The 14200-nt window shown below is 69.6% G+C and carries 16 protein-coding genes; 11 read left to right on the top strand and 5 right to left on the bottom strand.

The annotated features are described in order from the left end of the window. The 3 genes from dnaK to hrcA all read right to left on the bottom strand — a co-directional run. Positions 1–1261 (bottom strand): molecular chaperone DnaK (dnaK, locus tag ABYX71_RS01185; protein WP_372694088.1); only part of this gene is annotated, 1261 nt, incomplete at its 3' end. Positions 1262–1335: 74 nt separating this feature from the next. Beyond that, complete coding sequence (gene grpE, locus ABYX71_RS01180) at positions 1336–1905, bottom strand: nucleotide exchange factor GrpE (RefSeq protein ID WP_372694086.1); 570 nt, start codon at positions 1903–1905, stop codon at positions 1336–1338. 81 nt (positions 1906–1986) lie between these two features. Beyond that, positions 1987–3066 (bottom strand): heat-inducible transcriptional repressor HrcA, encoded by a 1080-nt coding sequence (gene hrcA, locus ABYX71_RS01175; RefSeq protein ID WP_372694084.1) that lies wholly within the window; start codon positions 3064–3066, stop codon positions 1987–1989. A 177-nt stretch (positions 3067–3243) separates the two neighbouring features. Between hrcA and ABYX71_RS01170 the strand changes: the two genes are divergently transcribed. From ABYX71_RS01170 to ABYX71_RS01160, 3 genes are read left to right on the top strand one after another with little or no spacing between them, the layout of a single operon-like run. Continuing rightward, complete coding sequence (locus ABYX71_RS01170) at positions 3244–4113, top strand: NAD(+)/NADH kinase (protein WP_372694082.1); 870 nt, start codon at positions 3244–3246, stop codon at positions 4111–4113. Positions 4114–4118: 5 nt separating this feature from the next. Then, on the top strand, positions 4119–5792 hold the full coding sequence (recN, locus tag ABYX71_RS01165; RefSeq protein WP_372694080.1) for a DNA repair protein RecN: 1674 nt from the start codon (positions 4119–4121) through the stop codon (positions 5790–5792). Positions 5793–5794: 2 nt separating this feature from the next. Beyond that, positions 5795–6283, top strand: coding sequence for an N-acetyltransferase (locus tag ABYX71_RS01160; RefSeq protein ID WP_372694078.1), 489 nt, complete (start codon positions 5795–5797; stop codon positions 6281–6283). A gap of 3 nt (positions 6284–6286) precedes the next feature. Here ABYX71_RS01160 and fur read toward each other — a convergent pair whose 3' ends face one another. After that, positions 6287–6730, bottom strand: a complete 444-nt coding sequence (gene fur, locus ABYX71_RS01155) for a ferric iron uptake transcriptional regulator (protein ID WP_372694076.1) — start codon at positions 6728–6730, stop codon at positions 6287–6289. A gap of 195 nt (positions 6731–6925) precedes the next feature. Between fur and ABYX71_RS01150 the strand changes: the two genes are divergently transcribed. Further along, positions 6926–7585: an outer membrane protein assembly factor BamE gene (locus ABYX71_RS01150; RefSeq protein WP_372694074.1), complete on the top strand. Its 660-nt coding sequence runs from the start codon at positions 6926–6928 to the stop codon at positions 7583–7585. A gap of 19 nt (positions 7586–7604) precedes the next feature. On the opposite strand, the gene ABYX71_RS01145 is transcribed toward ABYX71_RS01150, so the two are convergent. Continuing rightward, positions 7605–8381, bottom strand: a complete 777-nt coding sequence (locus ABYX71_RS01145) for a DNA-3-methyladenine glycosylase I (protein ID WP_372694072.1) — start codon at positions 8379–8381, stop codon at positions 7605–7607. 159 nt (positions 8382–8540) lie between these two features. Here ABYX71_RS01145 and glyA point away from each other — a divergent pair, with 159 nt between their 5' ends. From glyA to nusB, 7 genes are all read left to right on the top strand, one after another. Then, positions 8541–9797 (top strand): serine hydroxymethyltransferase, encoded by a 1257-nt coding sequence (gene glyA / locus ABYX71_RS01140; RefSeq protein ID WP_372694070.1) that lies wholly within the window; start codon positions 8541–8543, stop codon positions 9795–9797. A 97-nt stretch (positions 9798–9894) separates the two neighbouring features. Beyond that, positions 9895–10368, top strand: a complete 474-nt coding sequence (gene nrdR, locus ABYX71_RS01135; protein WP_372694068.1) for a transcriptional regulator NrdR — start codon at positions 9895–9897, stop codon at positions 10366–10368. After that, complete coding sequence (gene ribD, locus ABYX71_RS01130; protein WP_372694066.1) at positions 10368–11456, top strand: bifunctional diaminohydroxyphosphoribosylaminopyrimidine deaminase/5-amino-6-(5-phosphoribosylamino)uracil reductase RibD; 1089 nt, start codon at positions 10368–10370, stop codon at positions 11454–11456. The genes nrdR and ribD overlap by 1 nt, the downstream gene beginning before the upstream one ends. A 20-nt stretch (positions 11457–11476) precedes the next feature. Next, the gene (locus tag ABYX71_RS01125) at positions 11477–12115 is read left to right on the top strand and encodes a riboflavin synthase (protein ID WP_372694064.1); all 639 of its coding nucleotides are present in this window, start codon (positions 11477–11479) and stop codon (positions 12113–12115) included. A 5-nt stretch (positions 12116–12120) separates the two neighbouring features. Next, complete coding sequence (gene ribBA / locus ABYX71_RS01120) at positions 12121–13245, top strand: bifunctional 3,4-dihydroxy-2-butanone-4-phosphate synthase/GTP cyclohydrolase II (RefSeq protein ID WP_372694090.1); 1125 nt, start codon at positions 12121–12123, stop codon at positions 13243–13245. 8 nt (positions 13246–13253) lie between these two features. After that, on the top strand, positions 13254–13733 hold the full coding sequence (gene ribE, locus ABYX71_RS01115) for a 6,7-dimethyl-8-ribityllumazine synthase (RefSeq protein WP_372694062.1): 480 nt from the start codon (positions 13254–13256) through the stop codon (positions 13731–13733). 16 nt (positions 13734–13749) lie between these two features. Continuing rightward, the gene (gene nusB / locus ABYX71_RS01110; RefSeq protein ID WP_372694060.1) at positions 13750–14184 is read left to right on the top strand and encodes a transcription antitermination factor NusB; all 435 of its coding nucleotides are present in this window, start codon (positions 13750–13752) and stop codon (positions 14182–14184) included. The last annotated feature ends 16 nt before the right edge of the window (positions 14185–14200 follow it).

Raw genomic sequence — 14200 nt, 5'->3', positions numbered from 1 at the left:
GGGTCGGGATGGTGGTGTTCTTCTCGATCAGCTTGGTCATGACGCCGCCCAGGGTCTCGATGCCCAGCGACAGCGGCGTCACGTCCAGCAGCAGCACGTCCTTGACCTCGCCGGCCAGCACGGCGCCCTGGATGGCGGCGCCGACGGCGACGGCCTCGTCCGGGTTCACGTCCTTGCGCGGCTCCTTGCCGAAGAAGTCCTTGACCGCTTCCTGCACCTTGGGCATGCGGGTCTGGCCGCCGACCAGGATCACCTCGTCGATCTGGCTGCCCGACAGGCCGGCGTCCTTGAGCGCCGTGCGGCACGGCTCGAGGGTGCGCGTGATCAGGTCCTCGACCAGCGACTCCAGCTTGGCACGCGTCAACTTGATGTTGAGGTGCTTCGGTCCGCTGGCGTCGGCGGTGATGTACGGCAGGTTGATTTCGGTCTGCTGCGCCGAGGACAGCTCGATCTTGGCCTTCTCGGCGGCCTCCTTCAGGCGCTGAACGGCCAGCGGGTCGTTACGCAGGTCGACACCGGCATCCTTCTTGAAGGTGTCGGCCAGGTAATTCATCAGGCGAAGATCGAAGTCCTCGCCGCCGAGGAAGGTGTCGCCATTGGTGGCCAGCACCTCGAACTGGTGCTCGTCGTCGACTTCGGCGATCTCGATGATCGAGATGTCGAAGGTGCCGCCGCCGAGGTCGTACACGGCCACCTTCTGGTCGCCGCGTTTCTTGTCCAGGCCGTAGGCCAGCGCGGCCGCGGTCGGCTCGTTGATGATGCGCTTGACCTCGAGGCCGGCGATGCGGCCGGCGTCCTTGGTGGCCTGGCGCTGGCTGTCGTTGAAGTAGGCCGGCACCGTGATGACCGCCTCGGTGACCGCCTCGCCAAGGTAGTCCTCGGCGGTTTTCTTCATCTTCTGCAGCACGCGGGCCGAGATTTCCGGCGGCGCCATCTTCTTGCCGTCGACTTCCACCCAGGCATCGCCGTTGTCGGCCTTGACGATCTTGTACGGGACGATGTCGATGTCCTTCTTGACCACCGAATCCTCGAAACGGCGGCCGATCAGGCGCTTCACCGCGTACAGCGTGTTGTGCGGGTTGGTGACCGCCTGGCGCTTGGCCGACTGGCCGACCAGGACCTCGCTGTCCTTGGTGAACGCGACGATGGACGGTGTGGTGCGGTCGCCCTCGGAATTTTCGATGACCCGCGGTTTGCCACCTTCCATGACAGCTACGCAGGAATTAGTGGTGCCGAGGTCGATGCCGATGATTCTGGCCATGGACGTAAGTCTCCGTGAACGTGTTTTCGGGCGTTGTCGCTCAGGTGGGAGCGGTGGCGGGCGATTTCAAGCGTCTACTTCGAAACGATGACCATCGCCGGTCGGACCAGCCGGTCGTGCAGTCGGTAACCGGTCTGGACGACCTGTACCACGTGATTCGACGGCAGCTCACCGCCGTCGGCCAGGCTCATGGCCTGGTGCAGCTCCGGGTCGAACGGTTCGCCCTCGGGATGCACTTCGCTGACACCGGCCTTGCCGAGTGCCTTGTCGAGGATATCGAGGGTCATGCGGGTGCCTTCGAGGATCTTCTCCAGCGCCTGGGCCGGGTCCAGGCCCTGCGCGGCGCCGGTCTTGAGTGCTTCCTGAAGGCTGTCTTTCACTGGCAGCAACTCGCCGACCAGCGACTCAGACCCGTAGCGCGAGGCGTTGCGCACCTCACGCTCGTAGCGCCGGCGCAGATTCTCGAGATCGGCATAGGCGCGCAGCATCTGGTCGCGGGCCTGGTCGGCCCGGGCCTGTGCCTGTTCGAGCGTTTCCGTGCTGACGGTGTCGCTCGGCGGTGCCGCGTCGGCGGACGCTGGCGCTTCGCTCGGGGTACCGGGGGTTGGCTTGTCGGCTGCCGTCGGCTCGGTTTGGTCGTTCATAGGCAATTCTCGGAAGCAGAAATGGGCCTGATCCGGCCGCCGCAGGCGGTGGCCGGGCATTCGTCGGCATCGTGCGTGGGGTCAGCTTGGGGCGGGCAGACGGCGATTCAAGGCCGCGCCGAGAAGACGGGCGGTGACATCCACCACCGACACCACGCGCTGGTAGGGCATCCGCTGCGGACCGATGACGCCCAGCACGCCGACGATTTGGCCGTCGACCTCGTACGGTGCGGTAACCAGGCTGAAGTCGCCCAGGAACTGATACCCGGATTCGGCGCCAAGAAATATTTGCACGCCCTGGCCGTGCAGGCAGTCGTCGAGCAGGCGCAGCAGCTCGCGTTTTTCTCCAAACGCCCGAAACAGCGCCTGCAACTTGCCGAGGTCTGCCGCCGGGTCGGCGCTGGCCAGCAGGTTCGATTCGCCACGGATCAGGTAGTCGCCCGCCGCCGTGGTGTCGCGGGGCGGTGGCGTCAGGTGTTCGGCCAGCTCGGTCATGGCCTGCATCAGCTCGCCCACTGCGGCCCGGGCGCGCTGCAGCTCGGCCAGCACGGCGCCGCGCACCTGCGCCAGCGTGCGTCCTGCATGGTGTTCGTTCAGATAGTTGGCTGCCTGCGTCAGGGCAGCCGGGCTGAGGTTGCCGGGCTGGCGCACCACCCAGTTGTGTACGTCGCCGTCGTCGGTGACCAGGATGACCAGCAGCCGTTCCTCGGACAGGCTGACAAAATCGACGTGACGCAGGCGCGCCACATCACGCCGCGGCAGCAGCACCACGCCCGCCTGTTGGCTCAGGTCGGCCAGAAGACGGCCGGCGGTCTCCACCAGTTCGCCCGGCTCGCTGCCGGCAAGCTTGTCGCGCAGCTCGCCCTCGGCGGCGTGATCGATGGGGCGCGTGTGAAGCAGCGTGTCCAGAAACACCCGCAGGCCCTTGGCGGTAGGCACGCGGCCGGCCGAGGTGTGGGGCGCGGCGATCAAGCCCAGGCGCTCAAGATCGGCCATGACGTTGCGCAGTGTGGCCGGGCTCAGCCCGAGGCCCAGGTCGCGCGCCAGCGTCTTGGAGCCGACCGGACGGCCGTCGGCGACGTAATGCTCGACCAGCCCCTTGAGCAGGCTCAGGGCACGCTCGCCGAGGATTTCAGGGGCGGGTTTTCGGGGGGCAGGCACGGCAGCGTCAGGGCAGATGCGGTAACACCAACGAAAAATGCAGTCTGGCCATACTATAAACAAATGAATGAACGCTCCGGCAGCCCGTTTCCCAGCCCGGCAGGTGCCGCCTCACAAGCGGTTGCGGGTGCGATCGTGCCTGCTGCGGACGCATTGGCGCAGAATGTCGAGACCACCATGCCGCTTGCCTTCCGCCAGCCAGTCCTGTTGTGGCATCGCGATGACGCGGTGCTGCGCGAATTGCTGGAGCGCCTGCGCAGCACGTTGCCGCAGATCGGTTGCCGTGTGGATGCCGAGCGCATCGATCCCAACTGGGATGCGGCGCGCGACGGCGCGTTGCGCGAGCGCCTGGCGGCCCATGGCACCGACCTGGGTATCGTGCTCGGCGGTGACGGCACGTTGCTGGCGGCGGTCCGCATCCTGGGGCCGCTGGACGTGCCGCTGCTGTGCATCAACCTGGGCCGGCTGGGGTTTCTGGCCGATATTTCGCCCAACGAGACCTTCGACGTGTTGCCCACCATCCTGGGGGGCGAATTCTGCGCCGAGGACCGGTTGATCCTGGACATCGAGTTGCACCGCGAAGGCCGGCTGCTGCGCACGGTGTCGGCACTCAACGAGCTGGTGCTGCACAAGTGGGACAGCCTGAAGATGGTCGAGTTCGAGACGCGCGCCGGCGGCCGCCTGCTCAACCGGCAGCGGGCCGACGGCGTGATCGTGGCGACGCCCACCGGCTCGACCGCCTACGCCCTGTCCTCGGGTGGGCCGATCCTGTATCCGGACATGCGGGCGGTGGTGGTGGTGCCGATCTGTCAGCACACGCTGGCCATCCGGCCGATGGTGCTGGGCGCCGACCAGCCGCTGGAGATCGAGCTGACGCAGGACAACTGGTCCAAGGCGCGCCTGGTGTGCGACGGTCAGCAGAGCGTGCCGCTGGAGATCGGCGACCGGGTGGTGATTCGTGCCCGTGAGCGTTCACTGCGCCTGATTCACCCGGTCGGCTACGACTATTTCGAGCTGCTGCGCACCAAGCTGCACTGGGGAGGGTGACGCGGGTGCTGATTGGTCTGCGCATCGACAACTTCGCCATCGTCGAGGCGGCCGAACTCGAGTTCGAGCGCGGCCTGACCGCGCTGACCGGCGAGACCGGTGCCGGCAAGTCGCTGGTGGTGGACGCCCTGCTGCTGGCGCTGGGCGAGCGCGCCGGCGCCGATGCCATCCGCGCCGGTGCCACGCAGGCCGAGGTGACGGCGGTGTTCGATGTCGGCGCCGTGCCGGCGGCCGGCGCCTGGCTGCAGGAGCACGACCTGGCGGCTGGCGACGAGTGTCTGCTGCGTCGCACCGTGCGCGCGGACGGCCGTTCGAGGTCTTACGTCAACGGCCGGCCGGTGGCCGCCGGCCTGCTGCGCGAACTCGGGCAGCGGCTGGTGGACATTCACGGCCAGCATGCCTACCAGGCGTTGCTGCGACCGGTGGCCCAGCGTGGGCTGCTGGACCGTTATGCCGACGCCGGCGACATGCTGGCCGAGGTGGCGGACGCCCACGACGCCTGGCAGGCGGCCGGCCGGGCACTGCAGGAGGCGGAAAGCGACGCCGCCGGCCGCGCAGAGCGCCTGCATCTGTTGCGCTTCCAGGCGCAGGAATTCGAGGCGCTGGCACTGGCCGAGGACGAGTGGCCGAATCTCGATGCCGAGCTGCGCCGCGCCGGCCATGCCCAGGCCCTGGCCGAGGGCGGCGCCGCCGCCCTGCAGGCGCTGGACGACGACAGTGCCGGCGCCCATCGTCTGCTGGCGCAGGCCATCGGCCAGCTGCAGCGCCTGGTGAACGTCGACGAGCGCCTGGCCGAGCCATTGGCGCTGCTGGACGCGGCCCTGGCACCGGTGGCAGAAGCCGGGTCGGTGCTGCGGCATTACCTGGAGCGTCTGGAGGTGGACCCGGCGCGCCTGCAGTGGCTCGAGCAGCGGGTGGCGGCGATCATGGCCCTGGCGCGCAAGCATCAGGTGTCGCCGCAGGAACTGGCGGCGCTGCAGGCCTCGGTGCAGGCGCAACTGGCGGCCCTGGACGACGCCGGGCCCGGGCGCGCCGCGCTGGAGCAGGCGCAGGACGTGGCCTGGCAGCGTTACCAGGCGGCCGCGGCGCGGCTCACCGCCGTGCGCCAGGCCGCGGCTGCGCGTCTGGGCGCGGCCGTCAGCGAGGCGATCGGCGGGCTCGGCATGCCGGGGGCGCGCTTTGACGTGGCGCTGCTGCCGCTGGGCGAGGGTGAGGCCAGCGCCCACGGCGCCGAGCGGGTGGAGTTCCGCATCCAGGCCAATACCGGCGACCTGTGGCGGCCGCTGGCCCAGGTGGCGTCCGGCGGCGAGCTGTCGCGCGTCAGTCTGGCCATCCAGGCGGCGACGCTGGCGCAGGGCGAGATTCCGACGCTGATCTTCGACGAGGTCGACGTCGGCATCGGCGGTGGCGTGGCGGAGACCGTCGGCCGCCTGTTGCGTGGACTGGGACAGCAGCGCCAGGTGCTGTGCATCACGCACTTGCCGCAGGTGGCCGCGCAGGCACACCAGCACCTTCGCGTGTCCAAGCGCGCCGGCGACCGGCATACCACCACGGCGGTCGAGCCTCTGCCGGCGGCGGCCCGGGTGGACGAGCTGGCGCGCATGCTGGGTGGCCTGAACATCACCGAGCGCACGCGCGCCCACGCCGCCGAAATGCTGACCGCCGCCCAGCAGGTTTGACCATGTCGACCGCGGTCATCGCCCTGCGCCCGGCACGCCTGGCGGACGTGCCGGCCATCCACGCCCTGCTGCGCGAGCAGGCGGCGGCCGGCAATCTGCTGCCGCGCACGCAGGAGAATCTGGTGCGTCACGTGCGCGATTTCGTGGTGGCCGAGCGCGACGGCCAGATCGCGGCCGTGGGCGCGCTCGAGATCATGGGTCCGGACCTGGGCGAGGTGCGCAGCCTGGCGGTGGCGCCGGCCTTCCATCGCCAGGGCATCGGCGAGCAGGTGACGCGCGCGCTGCTGGACCAGGCCCGGATCATCGGCCTCAGGCGCGTGATGGCGCTGACCTATGTGCCGGCCTTTTTCGCGCGACTGGGGTTCGAGGTGGTCAGCAAGGACACGCTGCCGGAGAAGGTGTGGCAGGTGTGCGTGAAGTGCTACAAGTTCAATCGCTGCGACGAGATTGCGGTGATGCGCAACCTGGAACCCGCGGTGCAGGCGGGCTGAGCCTCAGCGCCCTTGCTCGGCGGCCTGCCGCTGGCAGTCGCGGCACACGCCGTGGATGTACAGGCTGTGGTCGGTGACCTTGAAGCCGCGCTCGGCGGCGATGCGCTGCTGGGCCGCTTCGATGTCGTCGTCGCGGAACTCGAGCACCGCGCCGCAGCGTTCGCACACCAGATGGTCGTGATGGCAGGGGCCGGTGCCGGTGCCCAGCTCGAACACCGACCGCTCGCTCTCGAAGTGGTGGCGCACCACCATGCCGGCCTGTTCGAATTGCGTCAGCACCCGGTAAATGGTCGCCAGCCCGACTTCCTCGTCGGTGCCCAGCAGGGCCCGGTACACGTCCTCGGCGGTGACGTGCCGTTGGGTGCTGTTCTCCAGGAATTCCAGGATGCGCAGGCGCGGCGTGGTGACTTTCAGGCCGGCCTTTCGCAGGGTGTTGCTGTTGGCCATGGGCGTACTCGGTGCAAGCGGACGACACAGACTGCGGTCGGGAGGTGCTCCGGTCACCCGCTTACGGGCAATGGGCCGGTCATACCTGCCTGGGCGCGCAGGCATTGTAAACTAGGCGGCGCCTGTTACCGGTCGCGGGATGCCATCGCGCTCACTGCTGCCTCATTCCGCCGCCATCCGCCCGGAACCGTCTCCATGCATCGCTCATTGCCGGCCCTGGTTCTCGTCGTGCTGCTCGCCGGTTGCGCCGGCCGCCAGCCGGACGCGGCCGACGGCCGGCCGTTGATTCCCGCGCTGGCGCCCTACCGCATGGATATTCGCCAGGGCAACGTGGTGGATGCCGCCATGCTCGCCCGCCTGCAACTGGGCATGCCGCGCGAGCAGGTGCGCACCCTGCTGGGCACGCCCCAGCTGATCGACCCGTTCAACCCGAACCGGTGGGACTACACCTTCACCGAGCGCAAGGGCTATCAGCCGCGCGCTCAGCGCACCGTTTCGCTGTATTTCACCGGCGATCGCCTGCGGCGTGTGGCCGGCGACGTGCAGCCGGTGGCGGATGCGCGCGAGAAGAACCTGCTGATTGCCGGAACCCGAACCACCGTGGACGTGCCGCCGAGCGATGGCGACGGCGACGGTGTGCTGGCGCGGTTGCTGGGCGGCCTGGCCGGCGAGCCGGACAAGCCCGGGCGCCGCGACCTGGCGCGTTTCGTCGAGACCGAAGAGGCGCGGCAGTACGAAACGGTCGAAGGCGGGCTGGCCGAGGTGCCGGCGCCGGAGCAGCCGGCCAGCACCGTGCCGGCATCGGACGACGCCGGCCAGGGCCTGTTCGACGGTCTGCTGGGGCGCGGCGACTAGGGTTGGTCGGACGCGCCGGTCACAGCGTGTCCGACTGGTTGAAGTGGTCGCAGTGATCCCATAGCGGACACTTCGGGCAGCGCGGCGCCTCCTGGCAGATCCCCTCGCGCAGACGAAAGCCGCTGGCAAAGCGAAACATCTGTGCGCTGATCGCCCAGCGGCTGACGCCGGTGGCCGCGTGCAGCGCCTGCATCACCGTGTCGAAGTCGTCCGGTCGAGGGCGCGCCGACAGCAGGCCCAGGCGCCGCAGCAGGCGCTGCGCATGATCCGTTCTGAAGTAATACGGGAAACCGGACGTCAGCAGGAACCATTCGCCGGCGCTCGGACCGACGCTGGCAAAGCGCCGCGCCAGTTCCCGGTGCAGCCGGTGCAGCTGGTCGGCCGGATAGCCATGCAGCCAGGCGGCGAAGCTGCCGTGCTCGATCGCCAGGGCCTGCACCACGCCGGCGTTGTGAACAACCGCCTCGATCTTGCGCCGGTTGCGGATCAGCCGGCGATCCTCGAACAGGGGTTGCAGCCGTGCGGGCGGCCAGCCGGCCAGGGTGGGGATGTCGAAGCCGGCGAAGGCCTCGCGCGTCGCCGGCCACTTCTGGCGCACCACCTCGCGCGAGAAGCCGGCCGCGAACATGTGGAAGCACAGCTCCTCGAACAGCAAGCGGTCGTCATCGTGCCGCGGCGCGATGGCCCAGGTGGCCGGGTCGGGCACGCCGGCCGGCTGCTCGACATCCAGCGCCGCGCAGGTGCGGGCGATACGCCGGTACAGGTCGGCCAGGGCCTTCGGATCGGTCAGCGTCACGGGCGGCGAGGGGTGAAACAGGGCCGGCGGATGGTAGCAAACGGGTGTGTCTGGCCGGCATGCGGTGGCCTGCTAAACTAGCGCGCCTTTTCCCCGAGCCGCTTGCGGGTGCCCGTGTCCAGGTCACCGGCGACGGCGCCGTTCCGTGGAGTGCCCGCCGTGTTCAGCCGCGCCCAGACCCTTGCCGATTTCGATCCCGAACTGTGGCAGTCCATGCAGGACGAGGCACGGCGTCAGGAAGAGCACGTCGAGCTGATCGCCTCCGAAAATTACGCCAGCCCGCGCGTGCTGGTGGCTCAGGGCTCGCAGCTGACCAACAAGTACGCCGAAGGCTACCCCGGTCGCCGTTACTACGGTGGCTGCGAGTATGTGGACATCGCCGAGCGCCTGGCCATCGAGCGGGCACGCCAGCTGTTCGGAGCCGACTACGCGAACGTGCAGCCGCATTCCGGCTCGCAGGCCAATGCCGCGGTGTTCATGGCGCTGATGGAGCCGGGCGACACGCTGCTGGGCATGAGCCTGGCGCATGGCGGCCACCTGACGCACGGGGCGCCGGTCAGCTTCTCCGGCAAGATCTACCGGGGCGTGCAGTACGGCATCGACGTCACCACCGGGCTGGTCGACTACGACGAGGTCGAGCGCCTGGCCCATGAATGCCGGCCGAAGGTGATCGTGGCCGGTTTCAGCGCCTATTCGCGTGCCATGGACTGGCAGCGGTTTCGGACCATCGCCGACGCGGTCGGCGCCTACCTGGTGGTCGACATGGCGCACGTGGCCGGTCTGGTGGCGGCCGGCCTGTACCCCAACCCGGTGCAGATTGCCGACGTCACCACGTCCACCACCCACAAGACGCTGCGCGGCCCGCGCGGTGGCCTGATCCTGGCGCGCGCCAATCCCGAGATCGAGAAGAAACTCAACTCGGCGGTGTTCCCCGGCGGGCAGGGCGGACCGCTGATGCACGTCATCGCCGCCAAGGCGGTGTCCTTCCTGGAGGCGCTGCGGCCGGACTTCAAGGACTACCAGCAGGCGGTGATCGACAACGCCCGCGCCATGGCGCAGGTGTTCGTGTCGCGCGGCTACAAGGTGGTGTCCGGCGGCACCGACAACCATCTGTTCCTGGTCGACCTGATCGAGCAGGGCCTGACCGGCAAGGCGGCCGAGGCGGCGCTGGGGGCGGCCAATATCACGGTCAACAAGAACGCCGTGCCCGGCGACCCGCAAAGCCCGTTCGTTACCAGCGGCATTCGCATCGGCACCCCGGCCTCGACCACGCGTGGCTTCGGCGTGGCCGAGGTGCAGGCGCTGGCTGGCTGGATCTGCGACGTGCTGGACGATCTCGAAGACGCCGCCGTGCAGCAGCGCGTCAAGGAGCAGGTGCTGGCACTGTGCCGGCGCTTCCCGGTGTATGGCGACTAGCGAGCGCCTGCGCACGGGTACGGGACGCGCGTGGCGCGGCGGGTGCCGTGCCGCGGGTGTGCCCCGTCGTTCGCAGCCCGCGCGTCGGTAGCCCGCCGTGCGCTGCCCGTTCTGTGCCGCGCCCGATACCCGAGTGGTCGACTCGCGACTGGTCGAGGAGGGTGATCGGGTCCGGCGGCGGCGCGAGTGCCTGACCTGTCTGGCGCGTTTCACTACCTTCGAGCAGGCCGAGCTGTCGTGGCCGCGGATCGTCAAGCGTGACGGCGGCCGGGTGCCGTTCGACGAGGCCAAGCTGCGTGCCGGCATGGAGCGGGCGCTGGAAAAGCGTCCGGTGCGCAGCGACCAGGTCGATGCCGTGCTGGTGCGCATCAAGCGCAAGCTGCTCAGCCTGGGGGAGCGCGAGTGCAGTTCGCGCCAGCTCGGCGAGTGGTTGATGGACGAGCTGCGGGTGCTGGACCCGGTGGCCTACGTGCGCTTCGCCTCCGTCTACCGCAGTTTCGAGGACCTGCGCGCGTTCCGCGACGAGGTGGAGCGCCTGGAGCGCGCCGGCCCGACGCCGCCGTCCGACTGATGGACGACACGGCCTGGATGCGTCGTGCCCTGGCGCTGGCCGAGGGCGGGCGCTACACCGCGGCTCCCAATCCGCGCGTCGGCTGCGTGCTGGTGCGCGGCGGCCTGCAGGTGGGAGCCGGCTACCACCCGCGGGCCGGTGCGCCGCACGCCGAGGCGCACGCGCTGGCCGAGGCCGGTGACAGGGCGCGCGGGGCCACCGCCTACGTGACGCTCGAGCCCTGTGCCCACCACGGCCGCACGCCGCCGTGTGCCGAGGCGCTGATCGCGGCCGGCGTCAGCCGCGTGGTCGCGGCCATGACCGACCCCAACCCGCAGGTGGCAGGACAGGGCCTGGCGCGTCTTCGCGCCGCCGGCGTGGCGGTGGACAGCGGCCTGCTGGGGGCCGAGGCGGCGGCGCTCAACCCCGGCTTCATCAAGCGCATGACCAGCGGTCGGCCGTACGTGCGGGTCAAGGTGGCCCAGAGCCTGGATGGGCGCAGCGCGCTCGGCAACGGCCACTCGCGCTGGATCACCGGCCCGGCCGCGCGGGCCGATGTGCAGCACTGGCGCGCGCGCTCGCAGGCCATCGTCACCGGCAGTGGCACGGTGCTGGCCGACGACCCGCAGCTGACGGTGCGGGACGTGCCGGGCGCGCCGCAGCCCCTGCGCGTGGTGCTGGACAGCCGTCTGAGCACGCCGGTGGGGGCCCGCCTGCTGGGCGAGCCCGGCACGACGGTGCTGGCGACGCTGAACGCCGGCGGGCCGAACGCCGCGGCACTGGAAGCTGCCGGCGCCGAACTGCTGGCCCTGCCGGCCGGCGACGGCGGCGTGGATCTGTCGTCCCTGCTCGAGGTTCTCGGCCGCCGCCAGTGCAACGAGGTGCTGGTCGAGGCGGGGCCGCGTCTGGCCGGTGCATTTCTGGCCGCCGGGCTGACCGACGAGCTGATCGTCTACGTCGCGCCGCACCTGCTCGGCCACGGCGCGCGGCCGGTGCTGGAGTTGCCGCCGATCACCGATATGGCGGCGCGGCTCGACCTGGAGACGCTGGACGTTCTATCGTTCGGCCCCGATCTGCGTTTGCGCCTGCGCCCGGTGGTGGGCGCCTGACCCAGGAAGCCATCCACGACATGTTTACTGGCATCATCCAGGCGGTTGGCCAGGTCGCCGCCCTTGAGCGGCGTGGCGGTGACGTGCGCCTGCGCATCGGCGGCCTGCCGCTGGCCGACGGCCAGCTTGGCGAGAGCATCGCGGTCAGCGGTGTGTGCCTGACGGCGGTCACCTTTACCGACGATGGCTTCGTCGCCGACGTGTCGGGCGAGACCCTGGCCTGCACCACGCTCGGCGGCTGGCTGGTCGGCGAGCGCGTCAACCTGGAGCGCGCGCTGGCGCTGGGCGAGCGCCTGGGCGGACACATCGTCAGCGGCCATGTCGATGGCGTCGGGGAGGTCGTGGCGCGCCGCGCCGATGCCCGCTCGCAGCGATTTACACTGCGCGCCCCGGCGGCGCTGGCCCGTTACATCGCCGCCAAGGGATCGATCACCCTCGACGGCGTGAGCCTTACCGTCAACGCGGTCGAGGGACCGCAGTTCGAGGTCAACATCGTGCCGCATACCCTGACCCACACCAGCCTCGACGCCTGGCAGCCCGGCCGGCGGGTGAACATCGAGGTGGACGTGCTGGCCCGTTACCTGGAGCGTCTGATGGGGCGTGATGCCGGCGGCGTCGACCTCGACCTGCTGGCCGAGCATGGATTCGTGAACCGATGAACGCGCTGGAGCTGAACAGTACCGAGGAGATCATCGCCGACATCAAGGCCGGCAGGATGGTCATTCTCATGGACGATGCCGACCGCGAGAACGAGGGCGACCTCATCCTGGCCGGCGAGTGCGTGACGCCGGAGGCGATCAACTTCATGGCCCGTTACGGGCGTGGGCTGATCTGTCTCACGCTTACCGAGGGGCGTTGCCGGCAGTTGAACCTGCCGCTGATGGTGGCCGACAACAACGACAAGAACACCACCAATTTCACCGTCTCGATCGAGGCGGCGCAGGGCGTGACCACCGGCATTTCCGCCGCCGACCGGGCGGTGACGGTACAGGCGGCGGTGAAGGCGGACGCGCGTCCCGGCGACATCGTCATGCCGGGTCACATCTTCCCCCTGCGCGCGCAGCCCGGCGGCGTGCTGACGCGCGCCGGCCACACCGAGGCCGGCTGCGACCTGGCGCGGCTGGCCGGGTTCGAGCCGGCGGCGGTGATCGTCGAGATACTGAACGAAGACGGCACCATGGCGCGCTATCCGCAGCTGCTGGAGTTCGCCCGCACGCACGGTCTGAAGATCGGCACCATCGCCGACCTGATCCGCTACCGGGTCGAGCAGGAGCGCTCGGTGGAGTGGGTGGCCGAGAGCAGCTTCGAGAGCGAATTCGGCAGCTTCCGCCTGGTGGCCTTTCACGAGAACGATCATGGCGAGGTGCACCTGGCGCTGGTCATGGGCGACATCCGTCGCGATGAGCCGACCCTGGTACGGGTGCAGCAGGCCAGCGTACTGCGCGACATCCTGGGCGCCCAGGCGCCCGGCCGGTGGACGGTGCGCCGGGCACTGGCCACCATCGCCGATCACGGCCGCGGCGTTCTGGTGCTGCTGAGCCCGAGCGACCTGCCCAAGACCCTGCTGGGCGAGGTGCAGGCCTACAAGATGCGCCACCTGGGCGTGCCGCTGCCGGGGTTGGAGCCGAACCCGGAGCTGCGCATGTACGGTGTCGGGGCGCAGATCCTGGACCAGCTCGGCGTCGGCCGCATGCGTATCATGGGCAAGCCGCGTAAACTGCACGGTCTTGCCGGTTTCGGTCTGGAACTGGTGGACTTTCTGCCGCCGGAGGCGGCCCGCGAGGACTAACCGCACGCATGAGCCCATCCTATACCCTGCTGTCCGGCGATCTGGCGGCGCCTGCCGGCGGCCGTTTCGGCATCGTCGTCGGGCGTTTCAACGACTTCATCAGCGAGCGTCTGCTGGCCGCTGCCGTGGATACGCTGCGCCGTCACGGCGTGGCCGAGACCGACATCACCGTCGTGTGGGCACCCGGGGCCTTCGAGATTCCGCTGACGGCCAAGCGTCTGGCCGGCTCGGGCCGGGTCGACGCGCTGATCGCGCTCGGTTGTGTCATCCGCGGCGCCACGCCGCACTTTGACTACGTGGCGGGCGAATGTGCCAAGGGCCTGTCGGCGGTGGCGCTGGACAGCGGCCTGCCGGTGTCGTTTGGCGTGCTGACGGTGGACAGCATCGAGCAGGCCATCGAGCGCGCCGGTACCAAGGCCGGCAACAAGGGCGCCGACGCGGCCCTGTCGGCGCTGGAGATGCTCAACCTGCTGACGGCCATCGGCTGACGGAGCGCATGCGTCGATGTCCCGAGCCCGTTCCAAGGCGCGCCGCGGCGCGCTGCAGGCCCTCTACCAATGGCAACTGTCGGGTGGCGCCGACAGCCTGGCCAGCATAGAGACCCAGTTTCTGGCCGAGCGCGAGTTGCGTGACGCCGATACCGACTACTTTCATGAGTTGCTGAGCGAGGTCGGCCGCCGGCATGCCGAGTTCGATCAGCGCATCGCGCCGTTGCTGGACCGGCCCCTTGCTCAGCTGGACCCGGTCGAGCATGCCATTTTGTGGCTCGGCTGCTATGAGCTGGAATCGCGCTGGGACATTCCGTTCCGGGTCGTGATCAGCGAGGCGCTGGAACTGACCAAACAGTTCGGTGGCGACAATGCACATCGCTACGTGAACGCCATTCTCGACCGCCTGGCGCGCGACCTGCGCGCCGCCGAGCGGGCATTGCCGGGCTGATCGCCGGCGCACCGTG

The sequence above is a fragment of the Immundisolibacter sp. genome, assembly GCF_041625615.1.
GTDB lineage: Bacteria > Pseudomonadota > Gammaproteobacteria > Immundisolibacterales > Immundisolibacteraceae > Immundisolibacter.
Note: the sequence above shows the minus strand (reverse complement) of the source record. Positions and strands in the feature narration are given on the sequence as shown.